We start from the raw sequence: 17,445 nt of genomic DNA on the forward strand, positions 1-17,445 counted from the left end.
ATGAAAATAAACAATATATATAAATATAGCTTAGGGGTAATTTTATTCCTCTTTATATTTTCTTGTAGTGAAGATCGTATAGACGGTAATCAAACAGGGTCAATTACTGGGAAAGTTGTAAAAGATCAAGATAATACACCCCTAGAGAATGTTAAAATTACAACTCAACCTGTATCATCTACTGTGTTTTCAGATGCTGGAGGTAATTTTACACTTTCTAATGTTCCTTTAGGAAGTTATTCTGTACAGGCAGACTTAGATGATTTTTTATCTGGTTTTGAGCCAGCTAATGTAATTGCAGATGGACCTGTCAATGTAGTGTTTGAACTTTTAGTGTCAGATCAAGGGAATTCTCCTCCTACAAACCCTGTGTTGCTTACTCCTGAAAATAACTCAACAGATCTTGGGACAACAGTGAATTTTGAATGGCAGTCTGCAATTGATACAGATGAGAATGATGATATTGTATATAATTTGAAAATATATAATGAGACAGATAGTGATGTACTAGATTTTGAAAATATTACAGATACAATTTATACTGTAGAAAACTTAAGGTTTGGTACTAAGTATTTTTGGCAAGTTTCTGCTACAGATAATGTTACGTCACCAGTCTTTAGTAATTTGTTTAATTTTGAAACAACTACATCACCACAACTAGATATCTTATTTGTTCGTGAAGAGAATAGTAACAATGTTATTTATTCAACAGATCAAGATGGTAACGAATTTAGACTAACAAGTCCATCTGTTAATAGTTTTAGGCCAAGAAGAAATTCCATCACTAGTAAGATTGCTTTTTTGAGAAATGTAGGTGGTAATGTTCATTTATTTACTATGAATGAAGATGGTAGCAATCAAGTTCAAATAACAAACTCTCAGCCATTACAAGGTTTTAATTTTGAAGAATTAGATTTTACATGGTCTCCGCAAGGAGATACTTTATTGTATCCTGCATTTGGAACTCTCTATCAAATTTCTTCAAATGGAACTGGACTAAGAGTTTTTTTTAATTTAAGTGACGGAAATTTTGTTACTGAAGTTGATTGGAGTAGATTTGATGATGTTATAGCTGTTAAAACAAATAATAGCGAAGGTTATAATGCAGAAATATTTACAATAGATTTAGATGGTAATAGGCTAGAAACAATTTTAAGCGGTATGCCAGGCGGAGCTGGGGGTTTAAATTTAGATGTTGATGGAGATAGAGTATTATATTATCGAGATGTTTCTGGAACAGAATTGCCTAATTATGCATTGCAAGAAGCTCGTTTATTTATTTATGAAATTTCTTCAATGACTACTCAAGCGTTGTTAACTAGTGTGACAGAGGGCTTTTTAAATATAGATCCGCGTTTTTCCCCAAATGAAAATAATGTTATATACACTCAAAAGGGTAGGGGCTTTGGTGAACCGTCTCAAGTTTTTACTCACGATTTTACACTTACAGATCAAAATTTTGTAGTGGTTACAAATGATGGTAAAATGCCAGACTGGGAAAATTAAGAAATATAATTTACAAACTTAGAACGCCTTAAATTTTTAAGGCGTTTTTTCATTTTGTATTTTTACGCTCTTGTTAAAACTATATAAATGAGTCAAGAAATATCAAAAAGATACGCCCAACGAGGTGTTTCTGCGGGAAAAGAAGATGTCCACAACGCAATCAAAAATGTAGATAAAGGTTTGTTCCCACAAGCATTTTGTAAGATAGTTCCAGATTATTTAACTGGAGATTCAGACTATTGTCTAATAATGCATGCAGACGGCGCAGGCACAAAGTCTTCTCTTGCATATATGTATTGGAAAGAAACTGGAGATATTTCTGTATGGAAAGGTATAGCTCAAGACGCCTTAATAATGAATATAGATGATCTACTTTGTGTGGGAGCAGTAGATAATATTATACTTTCTTCAACTATAGGTAGAAATAAAAACTTAATTACTGGTGATGTAATATCAGCAATAATTAATGGAACAGAAGAGCTTATTTCAGATTTAAAAAACCACGGAGTTGAAATTCACAGTACAGGTGGTGAAACTGCAGACGTGGGTGATTTAGTCCGGACTATTATCGTTGATTCTACAGTTACAGCTCGTATGAAGCGTAGTGAAGTCATAGACAACAAAAATATAAAACCAGGTAATGTTATAGTTGGTTTAGCCTCATTTGGGCAAGCAACATATGAGACAGAATATAATGGAGGAATGGGAAGTAATGGTTTGACCTCTGCACGCCATGATGTATTTGACAAAGAGCTTGCAAAAAATCATCCAGAAAGTTTTGATGCAGCTGTGCCAGAAGATTTAGTTTATTCAGGTTCTAAAAAATTGACTGACGCTGTTGAAAACAGTCCTCTGAATGCCGGTAAATTAGTATTGTCTCCAACAAGAACATATGCGCCAATTATTAAAAAAATTATTTCAGAAGTAGGAGCGTCAAATATTAATGGAATGGTTCATTGCAGTGGTGGGGCCCAAACAAAAATACTTCACTTTATAGATAACCTTCATATTCTAAAAGATAATTTGTTTAACATACCGCCACTTTTTAAGCTAATTCAAGAAGAAAGTGGTACAGATTGGAAAGAAATGTATCAAGTGTTTAATATGGGGCATCGCATGGAGCTTTATGTAGCGCCAGATGTAGCAGATAAAATTATTAAAATATCAGAAAGTTTTAATGTACCTGCCCAAATAATAGGAAAAGTTGAAGCTGCTAAAGAAAAATCACTAACCATAAAATCTGAATTTGGGACATTTTCATATTAGTGAGTACCTTCTATAATTGTTTGAAAATTTGATTTCATATATTGGCTTCGGAAATATTAAATATTTAAAACTTTCTGCTAAAAATCAAATAGTATTAATCCTTTTAATGGCTCAAATTTCCGAAGTTAAACCACCAAAAGATTCCGTTAAATTATTGTAAATTTGCCATCGTCCTTTTCAAAATGAAGGGGTGAATATTGAATTATGTTAGATAAACTTCAAATAGTAAAAAATAGATTTGATGAGGTGAGTGACCTCATCATCCAGCCTGATGTTATTAGTGATCAAAAACAATATATTCAACTTACAAAAGAATATAAAGATTTAAATGCATTAATGAAAAAACGTGAGGCTTATGTAATGGCAACAGAGCGTATAGCAGAGGCTGATGAAATATTAGCAGATGGCAGTGATGCAGATATGGTTGAAATGGCCAAGATGCAAATGGATGAAGCCAAATCTAAAATAGATATTCTTGAAGAAGAGATCAAATTTATGCTTATCCCTAAGGATCCTGAGGATGCTAAAAATGCTGTGATGGAAATCAAGGCAGGAACTGGTGGCGATGAGGCAAGTATATTTGCAGGTGATTTGCATCGTATGTATACAAAATATTGTGAGAGTAAAGGATGGAAGACAAGTGTTGTAGACTTTAGTGAAGGCACTAGTGGTGGTTACAAGGCAATACAGATGGAGGTAGAAGGAGACGATGTCTACGGAACTTTGAAATTTGAAGCTGGCGTACACCGTGTTCAGCGAGTTCCACAAACAGAAACTCAGGGGCGTGTTCACACAAGTGCGGCAACAGTAATGGTGTTTCCAGAAGCTGAGGAATTTGATGTACAAATAGAGGCAAAAGATGTTCGGGTTGATTTTTTCTGCTCTTCAGGACCAGGGGGACAGTCTGTAAATACCACTTATTCTGCAGTACGTTTGACTCACATTCCCACAGGACTTGTAGCGCAATGTCAAGACCAAAAATCTCAACACAAAAATAAAGAGAAGGCTTTTAAGGTTTTACGATCTAGATTATATGATCTTGAACTTGCAAAGAAACAAGCAGAAGACGCATTAAAGCGCGGTTCTCAAGTAACAAGTGGTGATAGAAGTGCTAAAATTAGAACTTATAATTATTCTCAAGGACGTGTAACAGATCACCGTATTAATCTGACTTTGTACGATTTAAATAATATAATTGATGGAGATATTCAGAAAATTATTGATGAGCTGCAATTGGTTGATAATACAGAACGTTTGAAGGAAACGGGTGATAGTTTTTAATTATTCTGAAATTTAACAACATCAAGACTTTGAGAAATGACTACTAAAAATTTAATTTCTGAAATTAATCGTAAAAAATCATTTCTTTGTATTGGACTTGACGTTGACCTAGATAAAATACCAAAACATCTTCTTTCTGAAGAAGATCCTATCTTCTCCTTTAATAAAGCAATAATTGATGCAACACACCACTTGGCTGTGGCTTATAAGCCAAATACTGCTTTTTATGAGGCATATGGTTTAAAGGGTTGGAGATCATTAGAAAGAACAATTGAATATTTAAATAAAAATTATCCAGAGATTTTTACTATCGCTGATGCAAAAAGAGGTGATATAGGGAATACCTCAACAATGTATGCAAAAGCTTTTTTTGATGATCTGGCTTTTGACAGTGTTACTGTTGCTCCATATATGGGAAAAGATTCAATAGAGCCTTTTTTAGCGTTTGAAAATAAACATACAATAATGTTAGCGCTAACATCAAACGAAGGTGCTTTTGATTTTCAGACTAAAGATGTTGGTGGGCAAGAATTTTACAAGATGGTGTTGCAAACGTCAACTGCATGGAAAAATGCTAAAAATTTAATGTATGTAGTGGGTGCTACTAAGGCTGAATATTTAGCTGATATTCGTTCAATTATACCAGACAGTTTTCTTTTAGTACCTGGTGTAGGAGCTCAAGGTGGTAATTTACAAGACGTAGCCAAATACGGAATGAATAAACATGTAGGGTTACTTGTAAATTCATCTCGAGGAGTTATTTATGCTGGTAATGATACTCAATTTTATAATGAAGCAGCAAAAGCAGCTAAAGTGCTTCAACAACAAATGGAAGTTATTTTAGATGCGCGTTAAGGATCAATTAGGTAGAAAATTGGTTTTTAAAGTTGTGCCAAGTCGTATTGTTTCATTAGTACCTTCCCAAACAGAACTGCTAGTTGATTTAGGGCTAGGAGATTCTATTGTGGGAGTCACTAAATTTTGTGTGCATCCGGTTACAATAAAGAAAAATAGCAGTATAGTAGGGGGGACTAAAAATGTTGATTTTGAAAAAATATTATTACTTCAGCCAGATATAATCATTTGTAATAAAGAAGAAAACTCAAAAGAAATTGTTGACGCTTGTCAAAATATTGCGCCAACATGGGTGAGTGATATTTATACGTTAGAAGATAATAAAAAAATGATTAAAAGCTTAGGGCTTCTTTTGAATAAGAAATTTGAAGCTACATCCCTAAATAGCGCTATTGATAAAAATTTTTTAGAATTTAAAAAATTTATGAGGGGTAGGAGATCAAAAAAAGTTGCTTATTTAATCTGGAAAAAGCCTTATATGATTGCTGGACAAAATACATTTATAAATAATATGCTGGAGCTAAATAACTATGAAAATTTTGCGCCAATTAATTCGAGATATCCAGAAGTAGATTTAAAAATTCTTAAAAATTTAGATTTAATATTATTGTCGACAGAGCCTTACCCATTTAAAAATAAAAATGTCGAGGAATTAAAAAACGCACTTCAAACTGAAGTGCGTTTAGTAGATGGTGAATATTTTTCGTGGTATGGATCTAGAATTATTAAAGCGTTTAATTATTTTAAAGAGTTGCACAAATAGCACAAACTATTTATCTGCACCTTTAAGGCTTAAATATTCAATTTCTTCATAAATTTCTAGCGCTCTTTCTTTAACTAATTTGCTTTTTTCTCTATCTCTCAAGGCTGTTTCAAAAGATTTGCGCATTAGGTCACAATACTTCGTTTGAAGTTTCTCTAATCTCGTTTTTTTTCTATTCCAGAGTGACATCGTTAAGTAATTTATTATCCTACAAAGATATAGCTGGATCTTTGAAATATTTAATAATACTTCGTTAAGATTTTTGTAAAAGAGTTAGAGATTTATTCAAAAACGTTAAAATATTAATCTTGTAGTGCAAAAACTTGTTTAAGTAGACTTGTAGTTCTTGAATTAAGATTGGTGCGTATTTTTTTTTCTTCCTCCCCAATCATTGTATATACACCTTCTAGCGCTTTAGAGGCGACATAGTCGGTTAAGTCTGGATTTACTTTATTTGTTAATGGGATTGCATTGTATTTATTTATGATGTTGCTCCATACTTTATCTGCTCCCACTTTTGAAAAAGAATTTTTAATAACAGGGTTAAATTGTTGATATAGCGCTTGTGTTGTTCTGCCTTCAAGATAGCTTGTAGCAGCAGTGTTATTTCCTAACAATATATTTTTAGCGTCAGCAAAAGTAATATTCTTTACAGCGTCAACAAATATAGGAGTTGCTGTTTTAACAGCATCTTCAGCAGCTCGGTTCATAACTTTTAATCCTTCATCGGCTAATTTCCCTAAGCCTATACTTCGTAAAGTGTTATCAACCTTTTGCAGTTCTTCTGGCAGCAATATTTTGACAAGAGAATTTTTATAAAACCCATCTTTTTGAGTGAGTTTAGTCACTTGTTTATCTATCCCTAGGTCTAAGGCTTGTCTAAGACCGCTAGCAATTGTGGTTGGGTCGAGTCCTCCTTGCGAAGTTGGTAATGTGTTTACGACATTTTGAAGTTCTGCACAAGAGAGAGACATAAAACAAATGATCGATAAAAAAATAGACTTTTTCATAATACGTTTTTTAAATTTTTTAAAAAAAAAGGCGCTTCTTTTGAGAAGCGCCTTTTAAAATAGTTAAGTATTAATTACTTAATTACTTTGATAGTTTTTGAAGTATTCCCAATAGTTACATTAACTAAGTAAGCACCAGAAGATAATCCACTCATATCAACAGTTTTTGAGTTTGATTGAGCAACAACTTTTCCTAAAATGTCATAAACAACAACTGCATCAACAGGAGCCTTTGAGCTAATGTTTAATACGTCTACAACTGGGTTAGGGTATACAGAAAATACATCTGCATTAAAGTCTTCAGCTCCTAAAGTGTTTCCTTCTTCTAGAGAAACAGTATCTATATAATATAAAATTGTTGCGTCTCCACCAAAATAATCAACTCCACCAAATTCAGTAATACTACCGTCGTTGAAAGCTTGAGTAGGAATAGCATCTACACCAGCAATTACCATTCTAAAAGTTTGACCATCCATATCTACTACAAATGCAACATCAAACCATGAATCATGAGGGAAACTCCAAGAGTTGGTTCCATCACTACCTTCACCAGGAGTTGCGTTGTTTTGATTAAAATAGATGTCAGTCGTTAAGAAAGAACCTGTTAAAGCTCCAGCAGGAATAGCTCCTTGTAAGTTGAAATAACCTGATTGACCTGTAGGGATGTACATTTTCATTTTTAATGTAACTGTTCCAGATGTTACACCACTTGGAAATTCAAGTATTTGGTCAACACCTTCTTCTACTTCCATAGAAAGACTTCCGTCAAATGCAAATAAATCAGAAACGTTTGCAGCTTCAGCATCAACTGTATTATCACCACCCCAATTTCTCCATAAAGAAGATTGTAAGCTTATGTTGCCATCAACTAAATAGTCTTCCATGTTATCATCTAATAATTGTGCATTAGATGTAGTAGTAAAGCCTATAGCTGCTAAGGCTAAAATGTAAATTTTTTTCATAATATCTGTTTTTAAGTTTAAATGAGCGAGCAATATAATTAAAATAATGACTTAGAACAAAAATTTGTGTAAATTTTAAGACATATTTTCGGCGTTAAAGTCAGTGAACACGGGTTATTTTTAATTAAATTTGTCTTCTTAATAACATTTTTGAATATAACATGCAACAGCAAACTCCTTATACACCAAAATATAAAGTAAGAATCGTAACTGCAGCATCACTTTTTGATGGTCACGATGCCGCAATTAATATTATGCGACGCATAATCCAATCAACAGGTGTAGAGGTTATACATTTAGGTCATGATAGAAGTGTAGAAGAAGTTGTAAATACCGCAATACAAGAAGATGCAAATGCTATCGCAATGACCTCATATCAAGGTGGACATAATGAGTATTTTAAATACATGTATGATTTATTGCAAGAAAAAGGCGCTGGTCATATTAAAATATTCGGCGGTGGTGGCGGTGTGATTTTACCGTCAGAAATTAAAGAATTGATGGAATATGGTATCACACGTATCTATTCTCCAGATGATGGTCGAGAACTTGGATTACAAGGGATGATTAATGATCTAGTTAAAACATCAGATTTTCCTATCGGAAATGAATTAAACGGAGAACTTTCGCTTTTAGTTGAAAAAAACAGTGGTGCCATTGCTCGAGTGATTTCAGCAGCCGAAAATTTCCCCGAAATAGCTGCAGAAACTTTAAATAAAATCCATAAAAAAAATAAAGATTTAAAAACACCGGTCCTTGGAATTACGGGTACAGGTGGTTCGGGTAAATCATCACTAGTAGATGAATTAGTTAGAAGGTTTTTAATTGACTTCCCCGAGAAATCAATCGGTCTCATTTCCGTAGATCCGTCAAAACGTAAAACTGGAGGTGCATTGTTGGGCGATAGAATAAGAATGAATGCAATTAATTCGCCTCGAGTATACATGCGAAGCCTTGCTACAAGACAATCCAACCTTGCTTTATCAAAATATGTTGCCGAAGCGATTGAAGTAATTAAAGCTGCAGAATATGACCTTATTATTTTAGAAACTTCGGGGATTGGACAAAGTGATACCGAAATTTTAGAGCATAGCGATGTGTCATTATATGTAATGACGCCAGAGTTTGGTGCTGCAACACAACTTGAAAAAATTGATATGCTTGATTTTGCAAACCTTGTTGCTATTAACAAGTTTGACAAAAGGGGATCTCTAGATGCTTTACGTGATGTAAAAAAACAATATATGCGTAACCATCAATTATGGGAAACGCATCAAGATGATTTGCCAGTTTATGGAACAATTGCTTCCCAGTTCAATGATCCTGGGATGAACAAATTGTATAGCGCTATTATGGCAGAGCTAGAAGAAAAAACAGAGACGGATTTAAAAAGTTCTTTTGAGATTACTGATGAGATGTCTGAAAAGATTTTTGTAATTCCACCAGCAAGAACAAGATATCTTTCTGAAATTTCTGAAACGAATAGAGCTTACGATAAAACAGCAAACGAACAAGCTGAAGTTGCCCAAAAGCTATATGGAATATATAAAACAATGGAATCTGTTTTGGATAAAAAACCAGAACTTAACAAAGCAGGTATTGTTTCCGAAGAACTTAAAATTTCCGAAGAAAATAAAGAATTAGTTAAACTGTTGCTTGCTGAATTTGACCGTGTAAAATTAAATTTAGACCCTTATAATTGGGAGGTAATTACTGGATGGGATGAAAAAGTAAATCGTTATAAAAATCCTATTTATTCATTTAAAGTACGAGATAAGGAGATTAAAATTGAGACACATTCAGAGTCATTATCGCACACACAAATACCTAAAGTTTGTTTACCTAAATATCAAGCATGGGGAGATACCCTTAGATGGACATTGCAGGAAAATGTTCCGGGAGAATTTCCTTATACATCAGGATTGTATCCATTTAAAAGAACTGGGGAGGATCCAACTAGGATGTTTGCTGGTGAAGGTGGCCCAGAACGTACCAATCGTCGTTTTCACTATGTGAGTTTGGGGATGCCAGCAAAGCGGTTGTCTACTGCCTTTGATAGTGTAACACTGTATGGAAATGACCCAGACCATCGCCCAGACATATACGGAAAGATTGGTAATGCGGGTGTTTCAATTTGTTGCTTAGACGATGCTAAAAAATTATACAGTGGTTTTGATTTAAGTCATCCTATGACTTCGGTAAGTATGACAATTAATGGGCCAGCACCTATGTTACTTGGCTTTTTTATGAATGCTGCCATTGATCAAAATTGTGAAAAATACATTAAAGAAAACGGTCTTGAAAAAGAAATCGAAGAAAAAATAAAAGCTATTTATGAAGAACGACAGGTAGATAGACCAGTATATCAAGGGGATTTGCCAGAGGGTAATGATGGCCTTGGTTTAGTGCTTTTAGGAGTGACAGGAGATTTGGTATTGTCTAAAGATGTTTATTATAAAATAAAGGCAGATACGATGATGCAAGTGCGTGGAACTGTCCAAGCTGATATTTTAAAAGAAGACCAAGCGCAAAATACATGTATTTTCTCTACAGAATTTGCACTTCGTTTAATGGGAGATGTTCAAGAGTATTTTATTGAAAAACAAGTGCGTAATTTTTATTCAGTTTCTATAAGTGGCTATCATATTGCAGAAGCTGGCGCAAATCCTATTACACAATTAGCTTTTACACTTTCAAATGGATTTACTTATGTAGAGTACTATTTGAGTCGTGGAATGGATATAAATAAATTTGGACCTAATTTATCATTCTTCTTTAGTAATGGTATTGACCCAGAATATTCTGTAATTGGACGTGTAGCTCGTAAGATCTGGAGTAAAGCACTTAAAAATAAATATGCTGCAAATTCAAGAGCTCAAATGTTAAAATATCATATTCAAACTTCTGGACGATCATTACATGCACAGGAAATTGACTTTAATGATATACGTACAACGTTGCAAGCATTATATGCAATTTATGATAATTGTAATTCATTGCATACAAATGCATACGATGAAGCAATTACTACACCTACAGAGGAAAGTGTTCGTAGAGCAATGGCTATTCAATTGATTATTAATAAAGAATTAGGACTTGCGAAAAATGAAAACCCAATTCAAGGTTCATTTATTATTGAGGAATTAACAGATTTAGTTGAGGAAGCGGTTTTATTAGAATTTGACAGAATCACTGAAAGAGGTGGTGTATTAGGCGCTATGGAAACAATGTACCAACGTAGCAAAATACAAGAAGAGAGTTTATATTATGAAACATTAAAGCATACAGGAGAATTCCCTATCATTGGAGTAAATACTTTTTTAAGTAGTAAAGGTTCACCAACGGTACAACCAGCTGAAGTAATACGAGCGACCGAGAAAGAAAAACAATATCAAATTGAAACGCTGAATAATCTCCACAAAGCTTTTGGTGAAAAGGCACAAGAAAGTATTAAAAAAGTACAGCATGCCGCCATTAATAATGAAAATATGTTTGAGCAATTAATGGAAGCCACAAAAGTTTGTTCTTTAGGGCAAATTACAGCGAAGCTATTTGAAGTAGGTGGGCAGTATAGGAGAAACATGTAAGAGTGAATCACCTTTTTATATTGACAAAATTGCGTTAATCGATTTTTCCAATTTTTTTTGTGACCATTTAACTCTAGGTTATAATAATTAACTATTAATATATTTTAAATCCAACATTTTTAAATGTTGGATTTTTTTGATTTGTGTTTAAGGAATTATATGTTAATTTAAAATTATAGCTACTATAATATAACAATCACGACAAAAAAGTGTATATTTGTGACAAATGGCGTAGTTATGAAAGATAAACCTATAAAAAATATAATGAGTGAGCCAGAAACTTATTATAGTATTAATAGTAAATATGATAGACTGATAGGAGTTCTTGGTGGTAGTCGTGCTGTAGGTTATGATATTCAAAATGATATTGATCTCATAGCATTAACTCGCAGAGGATTGCCTAAATCTGTACTGGCTTCAGTTTGTTTTGTACTTGGTGTTTCAATGGAAAAAATGAGTGGGTTATTACATATTTCGCATAGAACATTACAAAGAAAAAAAGATGATGAGTTCTTAAATGCATACAGTACGGAGCAAATTTTAGAAATAGCACAATTAATTTCGCATGGTATTCAAGTTTTTGGTACAATAGAACGGTTTAAAAAATGGGTACATCAAGATGTACGGGCATTATCCTATAAAATGCCTATAGATTATTTAGATACAACATTTGGTATTAAAATGGTTAGAGATGTCATGGGGCGTATTGAGCATGGCGTTTATTCTTAATATTTCATGAAGATATATCGAATTGTAAAAGAGGCATATAAAGATGATTTGTCAGGTGAAGGCGCGAGATTATTTGGAGGACGTTGGAATAATAGAGGAGATGCGATGCTATATTTTTCAGAACACCTTTCTCTTTGTGTGTTAGAAATCCTTGTACATTTAGATTACCAATTCATTGATAATGATTTTTATTACATAGAAGCATCAATTCCAAAAGAAAATTTAATGTCTGCTCAAGAGCAAGCTGTTTTATTACCACAATGGAATGCTTTAGTTTCACAAACACATACAGAGAATTGGGGGAGTTTATGGCTTAAAAATCGAACATCCCTAGCGATGGCTGTACCATCGGTTGTTTTGCCGCAAGAAAATAATATACTCGTCAATCCTAAGCACCCTTTAATATCAAAATTAGAGATTACAAAAGTTGAGCGTTTAAAAATTGATGAAAGAATTTAATTATAAAATATCGTAGAGGATAAAATAGAAATCGATCATTAAAACACGTTTTTCAAATTAAATCTATTTTTATATCAATCAAACAAAAATGTATCTTTAACATTAAAACATCCGTTTGTTAGCAACATTAGAATATACAGTAACTGCAATTGTCTGCCTTATCACAGCAATTATTATGCAGCGTATTTTTATTAAAGAAAGACAAAAAAGTGTTCAAGCATCTTCTGTTCAAGGAATTAAATGGTTTGGACTTGCAATTTTCACTTGGGGATTGGGTGCGATGGGTAATTTGACGTTGACCGAAATTTTAGGAAGCTCGCATAAAATAACTGTTTATTGGGGAGTATTTATTTCGTTGGCTAACTCTCTGTTCATATTACTTTCGCTTCCTTCAATTGAACATGCAAACCAGAGAGGACTTGGCGTACGATTAGTAGAACGATTTTCAACTAAGGAGTTTATAATGTTGTACAGTGGTGTGCTAGGAATGATTTCATTTGTCTTTTTAACAACATCATTTACAAACACAGACCTGAGTTCAAATTTTACGTGGCTAATTGATATTCCCATCTCTATTTTTGTTGCAATTTCATTATTACTTGAATTGAATAATGCTTTTTCAAGTAGACAAATGAAATTTATGCGCCTTCCAACCACGGCACTATTTGTTTTAATAATTGTAGCAGTTTCTCAACGTATAATACCACAGGACCAAGTAGTGCAGTTTATTGATCAAGAATTTTGGTTAATAGTAGGGAGTATTTCGGCAATCTCTTTCAAGTTTTTGTTTATCCTACTATTTTCAATTTTATTATATAGCTGGAAATTTTTATCCGAAAAGGAACAACAACAAACACTCGCACAAACCCTTTTAATTCAAAATAACAAACTCAAAGCAGAATTGGAGAAAATTTCGCTTGCTAATGAGAGTCATTTGGACACCATCAAAAGTATGAAAATGGAAATGGGAGTACTAATTTCGTCTTCAAAAGTAGATTTATCTACGCGTCAAAAAGAAGTTTTAGCTAATCTAGCCTATTTGGGAGGTAAAAGTTCGTACTCACAGGTCGCACAAGAAATGCACATAAGTTTAGATGGATTACAAACACATATTCATCAAATAAAAAAGATTTTAAATATAAGCGGGGCTGGAGGTAAAGAACAATTAATCACTTTTGCAAAACAGAACAATTTGGTTGAATTTCAATCCATTTCCGAAGCCAAGTAACCATATGCTTAACCATATTGACTACGCATTTTGATTAGTGGTTAACCTTGTTGCAAACCTACATTTATAACAACTTGCGAGAAAAACATACCCATGATTTTTCTTACACAGTCACCATCTTTTGATGAACGAGTTAACGAACAATTTAGCGCAGCCACGAGTTGGTTTACAGACACTATTTTTGCCGAAATCCCAATAAATGAAACCATAGGTGTACCGTGGGTATTGGTAGTTCTCATCCTTGGAGCAAGCTATTTTACTATTTATTTTAAGGGTGTTAATGTTCGTGGGTTTTTAACTGCTATTAAAGTGGTGCGTGGCAATTATGATGTTTTAGAAGATGATGCGGTTGTAGTTTCAAATTCAGTGTTAAATGTTGATGGTGATAATCCAGATACTATTAGAGTTGAGGGTGATGGAGAGGTAAGTCATTTTCAAGCTTTGACGGCAGCAGTTTCTGCTACAGTGGGTTTGGGCAATATTGCTGGTGTTGCAATTGCACTTTCTATAGGTGGCGCAGGAGCAACGTTCTGGATGATATTGATAGGTTTTTTAGGGATGGCATCAAAGTTTGTTGAATGTACACTGGGAGTTAAATATAGAGAGGTTAATGAAGAAGGGGTCATTTTTTGTGGTCCCATGTATTATTTAAAAAAGGGACTTAAAGAATTAGGGATTCCTAAAGTGGGAAAATTTTTAACTATCGTTTTTGCAATTATGTGTATTGGTGGTTCCTTTGGTGGTGGGAATATGTTTCAAGTCAATCAAGCGTTTAAATTATTTGAATATGTAACTGGAGCAGAGTCTAGTTTTATTCATGAACAAGGTTGGTTATTTGGGCTTATTATGGCAATTTTAGTAGGGATCGTAATTATTGGTGGGATCAAAAAAACAGCAAATGTGACCGACAAGGTTGTGCCTTTTATGGTGATTATATATTTGTTAGCGGTGCTCACTATTTTAGGACTCAACTTTCATGAAATCCCAAGTGCCTTTAAAGCCATTTGGGATGGAGCATTTAACCCACAAGGCGTTACTGGAGGTTTTGTTGGTGTTGTAATACAAGGGTTTAAAAGAGCAGCATTCAGTAATGAAGCGGGCATAGGAAGTTCTTCAATTGCACACAGTGCGGTAAAACAAAATACCCAGCTAGTGAGGGGTTAGTAGCTTTATTAGAGCCATTTATTGATACTGTAGTTGTTTGTATGATGACTGCGCTAGTGCTTATTATTACTGGACAGATTGTTCCTGGAACAATTTTAAGTGATGAAGAAGGTGTATTACTTACTGCGACTGCACTAGAAAGTGGCGTGTCTTGGTTTCCTTACTTATTATCAATTGCCGTAATTTTATTTGCATTTTCTTCTATGATTTCGTGGTCATATTATGGATATCAAACATGGAGTTACCTTTTTGGGCGTAGTAAAAAACGTGAATATATTTACAAGTTCATTTTTTGTATATTCACCGTTTTAGGTGCAGCTATTACATTAGGTTCGGTTACCCTATTTAGTGATGCGATGATTTTTGCAATGTTAGTGCCTAATATGATTGGATTGTTTTTACTACGGAAGAAAGTAAAACAAGAATTATCAACCTATTTAAAAATGATTAAAAGATGATTCATTTTTTTTATCATTTAGGTTGCTATTAACTTCGGAAATATTATTTATTCCCAAGAGTTTAAGTTTTAATTTAAAATGTAGAAAATTATGTTGATGCGAGCTGTTTTGCCTTTGAAGGTAAGCACAAAAAAATAATTATAAAGTCAACATCCAAGTGCGTTGAAGCTTTCTAAATTTTTTAAGTTCTTTTCTAAGAATAGGAAGAAAATCTTTTCCGTTGCTGCTACTGCGTTCTAGTCTATCACAATTTCTGTGTAATAAATTTGTAAGTCTATCAATAGAAGCAACATGCTTGTATTTTTCTTCTGAAAATATTTTTTGCTCTGCTCTTAATATTTCTGGTGCTAATGATATAGATTGTTGTACAATATCTCCAGTAAAGTAGACGTCTGGGTGTTCCTTATTTTCTTCTTGTAATGAAGAAAAGTCCTCAACAAGATATGTTGCAATATTTCTTGAAAGGGCAAAAATCTCTACGGCCTTTAAGTAAATAGGTGATGTAGGTGTAAATTCGGGAACTTGAGAGCTCATGATAATAATGTTATTTTTCTTAATCTAGCAATCCAAATTTAATCACTAATTTCGATTTTTATATTTAATAATTAAAGCAAAAATGTATATTTGGTTTAAATATTAACGAAATAATTAAAATTTCAGTAAAATGAAAATAGATGCGATTAATTGGAAGATTTTAGATGCTCTTCAAAACAATGCAAGACAATCTAATGCACAGATAGGCAGGCAAGTGGGGATTAGTTCGCCAGCTGTTGGGGAACGCATTCGTAAAATGGAAGATGCGGGTCTTATTACTGGATATAAAACAGTAGTTTCCCCTTTTAAAGCCGAATATCAATTAAAAGCAATAATCACATTGCGTGCTTTTATGGGGAAATTGAAGCCCTTTTTAGAGAAAGTAAAAACGTACGATGAGGTACTCAATTGTTACCGTATTACAGGAAATGAAAATATTGTTATGGAGGTTATTTTAAAAAATCAAAATCACTTAGAAACGTTTATTGATCAACTAATAGTTTATGGGGAAACTAAAACACAAATTGTGCTCTCCCATGTGGTTGCTCATAGGAGTATAGCTAGACTCAAGTAACTTAAACTGTTAAAGATTTTACAATTAATAATTTGTTGTGAAATAAAATTTAAATCTAAAAGTATCTTTGATAGGAACTCAAAATACATTTCCATGAAAAATTATACTTCACAATTTTTAATAGTAACTTTAATTACTGGATTATTGGGTTTTACAGGGCTTGAATTTACTGGTAGTTCAATAGTGAGATTTGTTTTTTTAATCTCTGTAGTTGGACTTTTAGTTTCATGTTTAGATGCTGTATTAATCTCAACAAATATGAAAAAATTACGTTTTAAAAATTTAAGAAATAAATTAAGGAATCAATAATCTATCTTATTATTAAGTGAGGTATTTTATTTAAGTCCCAATTAATTACAAGCCCATCTGCTAAAGATTGGGCTATTTTTTTACCATATAAATACTCTGTGAGGTATAACGCTGCTTCAAAACTTTTTGCTCCTCCGGCCGAGGTTATATATTTTCCATCATGTACAAATAATACATCTTCTTTTATTTCAAGATTAGGGAACATCTCTCGCATTGCTTTAACATCACTAGGAAAAGTGGTTGATGCTTTATTATCAAGTAATCCAGCTTTAGCTAATACAAAAGCACCATCGCAATGTGATGTCACAAACTGAGCTTGAGCATCGGCTTTTCTTACAAAATTTAGCATAGCTTCATCTTCTAAGTCCGTATCAAGGTGATGCTCTGCACTTGGCACAACAAGTATATCTATATTGGGAATGCTATCATTCAAATAATTAAAATCTGGTATAATTTTCATCCCTTCAAATGTAGTAATAGCGTTATCGGTATTGGCAACAGTAAATACATTCATTGCCTTTATGTTTTCTCTAAAAATAGTATGTTGAAAAATATCAAAAGGCGCGGTTAATTCTGTATTAAACGTTCCGTCCATTATTAAAAATGCGACATTATATCTTAATGGATTTAACTTCGGAAATTTCTTCTCCTCAACATTTTCTGTCAAATGTTTAATAGTACTATCATTGTCTTTGTCTGGCACATTTCCGCAGCTTAAAATTATGAAAAAAATGAAAAGAAGAAGTTGGTGTTTCATATT

16 protein-coding genes and 1 pseudogene are annotated in these 17,445 nt (G+C 33.3%); 12 read left to right on the forward strand and 5 right to left on the reverse strand.

The genetic code is table 11. The features are described from left to right. The 5 genes from GB234_RS06185 to GB234_RS06205 all read left to right on the forward strand — a co-directional run bounded on the left by GB234_RS06185 (position 1) and on the right by GB234_RS06205 (position 5,671). Positions 1-1,506: a carboxypeptidase regulatory-like domain-containing protein gene (locus GB234_RS06185; RefSeq protein ID WP_172966848.1), complete on the forward strand. Its 1,506-nt coding sequence runs from the start codon at positions 1-3 to the stop codon at positions 1,504-1,506. An 87-nt stretch (positions 1,507-1,593) separates the two neighbouring features. Beyond that, complete coding sequence (locus tag GB234_RS06190) at positions 1,594-2,772, forward strand: AIR synthase related protein (protein ID WP_151893633.1); 1,179 nt, start codon at positions 1,594-1,596, stop codon at positions 2,770-2,772. A gap of 204 nt (positions 2,773-2,976) precedes the next feature. Next, positions 2,977-4,053 (forward strand): peptide chain release factor 1, encoded by a 1,077-nt coding sequence (prfA, locus tag GB234_RS06195; RefSeq protein WP_151893634.1) that lies wholly within the window; start codon positions 2,977-2,979, stop codon positions 4,051-4,053. A 36-nt stretch (positions 4,054-4,089) separates the two neighbouring features. After that, positions 4,090-4,908, forward strand: coding sequence for an orotidine-5'-phosphate decarboxylase (gene pyrF, locus GB234_RS06200; protein ID WP_151893635.1), 819 nt, complete (start codon positions 4,090-4,092; stop codon positions 4,906-4,908). Then, the gene (locus tag GB234_RS06205; protein WP_151893636.1) at positions 4,898-5,671 is read left to right on the forward strand and encodes an ABC transporter substrate-binding protein; all 774 of its coding nucleotides are present in this window, start codon (positions 4,898-4,900) and stop codon (positions 5,669-5,671) included. The genes pyrF and GB234_RS06205 overlap by 11 nt, the downstream gene beginning before the upstream one ends. Positions 5,672-5,677: 6 nt before the next feature. Here GB234_RS06205 and GB234_RS06210 read toward each other — a convergent pair whose 3' ends face one another. From GB234_RS06210 to GB234_RS06220, 3 genes are all read right to left on the reverse strand, one after another. Then, complete coding sequence (locus tag GB234_RS06210; RefSeq protein WP_151893637.1) at positions 5,678-5,860, reverse strand: Lacal_2735 family protein; 183 nt, start codon at positions 5,858-5,860, stop codon at positions 5,678-5,680. A gap of 113 nt (positions 5,861-5,973) precedes the next feature. Continuing rightward, complete coding sequence (locus GB234_RS06215) at positions 5,974-6,681, reverse strand: DUF4197 domain-containing protein (protein WP_151893638.1); 708 nt, start codon at positions 6,679-6,681, stop codon at positions 5,974-5,976. A gap of 74 nt (positions 6,682-6,755) precedes the next feature. After that, a complete protein-coding gene (locus GB234_RS06220) occupies positions 6,756-7,643 on the reverse strand; it encodes a T9SS type A sorting domain-containing protein (protein ID WP_151893639.1) in 888 nt (295 codons plus the stop codon). A 161-nt stretch (positions 7,644-7,804) separates the two neighbouring features. On the opposite strand from GB234_RS06220, the gene GB234_RS06225 reads away from it, so the two are divergent. The 5 genes and pseudogenes from GB234_RS06225 (at position 7,805) to GB234_RS06245 (ending at position 15,268) form a co-directional block, all read left to right on the forward strand. Then, positions 7,805-11,230 carry a methylmalonyl-CoA mutase family protein gene (locus GB234_RS06225; RefSeq protein ID WP_151893640.1) on the forward strand — a complete coding sequence of 1,142 codons (3,426 nt, stop codon included), beginning with the start codon at positions 7,805-7,807 and terminating at the stop codon, positions 11,228-11,230. A 237-nt stretch (positions 11,231-11,467) separates the two neighbouring features. Further along, positions 11,468-11,959, forward strand: coding sequence for an Xre family toxin-antitoxin system antitoxin (locus GB234_RS06230; RefSeq protein ID WP_151893641.1), 492 nt, complete (start codon positions 11,468-11,470; stop codon positions 11,957-11,959). 6 nt (positions 11,960-11,965) lie between these two features. After that, positions 11,966-12,418 carry an RES family NAD+ phosphorylase gene (locus GB234_RS06235; RefSeq protein ID WP_151893642.1) on the forward strand — a complete coding sequence of 151 codons (453 nt, stop codon included), beginning with the start codon at positions 11,966-11,968 and terminating at the stop codon, positions 12,416-12,418. A 115-nt stretch (positions 12,419-12,533) separates the two neighbouring features. Beyond that, positions 12,534-13,646, forward strand: coding sequence for a helix-turn-helix domain-containing protein (locus tag GB234_RS06240; protein WP_151893643.1), 1,113 nt, complete (start codon positions 12,534-12,536; stop codon positions 13,644-13,646). A 93-nt stretch (positions 13,647-13,739) separates the two neighbouring features. Then, positions 13,740-15,268 (forward strand): annotated as a pseudogene (locus GB234_RS06245) (alanine/glycine:cation symporter family protein). A 138-nt stretch (positions 15,269-15,406) separates the two neighbouring features. Here GB234_RS06245 and GB234_RS06250 read toward each other — a convergent pair. After that, positions 15,407-15,802 (reverse strand): hypothetical protein, encoded by a 396-nt coding sequence (locus GB234_RS06250; RefSeq protein WP_151893644.1) that lies wholly within the window; start codon positions 15,800-15,802, stop codon positions 15,407-15,409. A 130-nt stretch (positions 15,803-15,932) separates the two neighbouring features. On the opposite strand from GB234_RS06250, the gene GB234_RS06255 reads away from it, so the two are divergent. Both GB234_RS06255 and GB234_RS06260 read left to right on the forward strand, forming a co-directional pair. Continuing rightward, positions 15,933-16,376 (forward strand): Lrp/AsnC family transcriptional regulator, encoded by a 444-nt coding sequence (locus GB234_RS06255; RefSeq protein WP_151893645.1) that lies wholly within the window; start codon positions 15,933-15,935, stop codon positions 16,374-16,376. A 93-nt stretch (positions 16,377-16,469) separates the two neighbouring features. Next, the gene (locus GB234_RS06260; protein WP_151893646.1) at positions 16,470-16,685 is read left to right on the forward strand and encodes a DUF1328 domain-containing protein; all 216 of its coding nucleotides are present in this window, start codon (positions 16,470-16,472) and stop codon (positions 16,683-16,685) included. A 1-nt stretch (position 16,686) separates the two neighbouring features. On the opposite strand, the gene GB234_RS06265 is transcribed toward GB234_RS06260, so the two are convergent. Further along, positions 16,687-17,442: a DJ-1/PfpI family protein gene (locus GB234_RS06265; protein WP_151893647.1), complete on the reverse strand. Its 756-nt coding sequence runs from the start codon at positions 17,440-17,442 to the stop codon at positions 16,687-16,689. Positions 17,443-17,445 lie beyond the last annotated feature (3 nt).

The organism is Patiriisocius marinistellae (genome assembly GCF_009014635.1).
In the GTDB taxonomy this organism is placed as follows: Bacteria; Bacteroidota; Bacteroidia; order Flavobacteriales; family Flavobacteriaceae; genus Patiriisocius; species Patiriisocius marinistellae.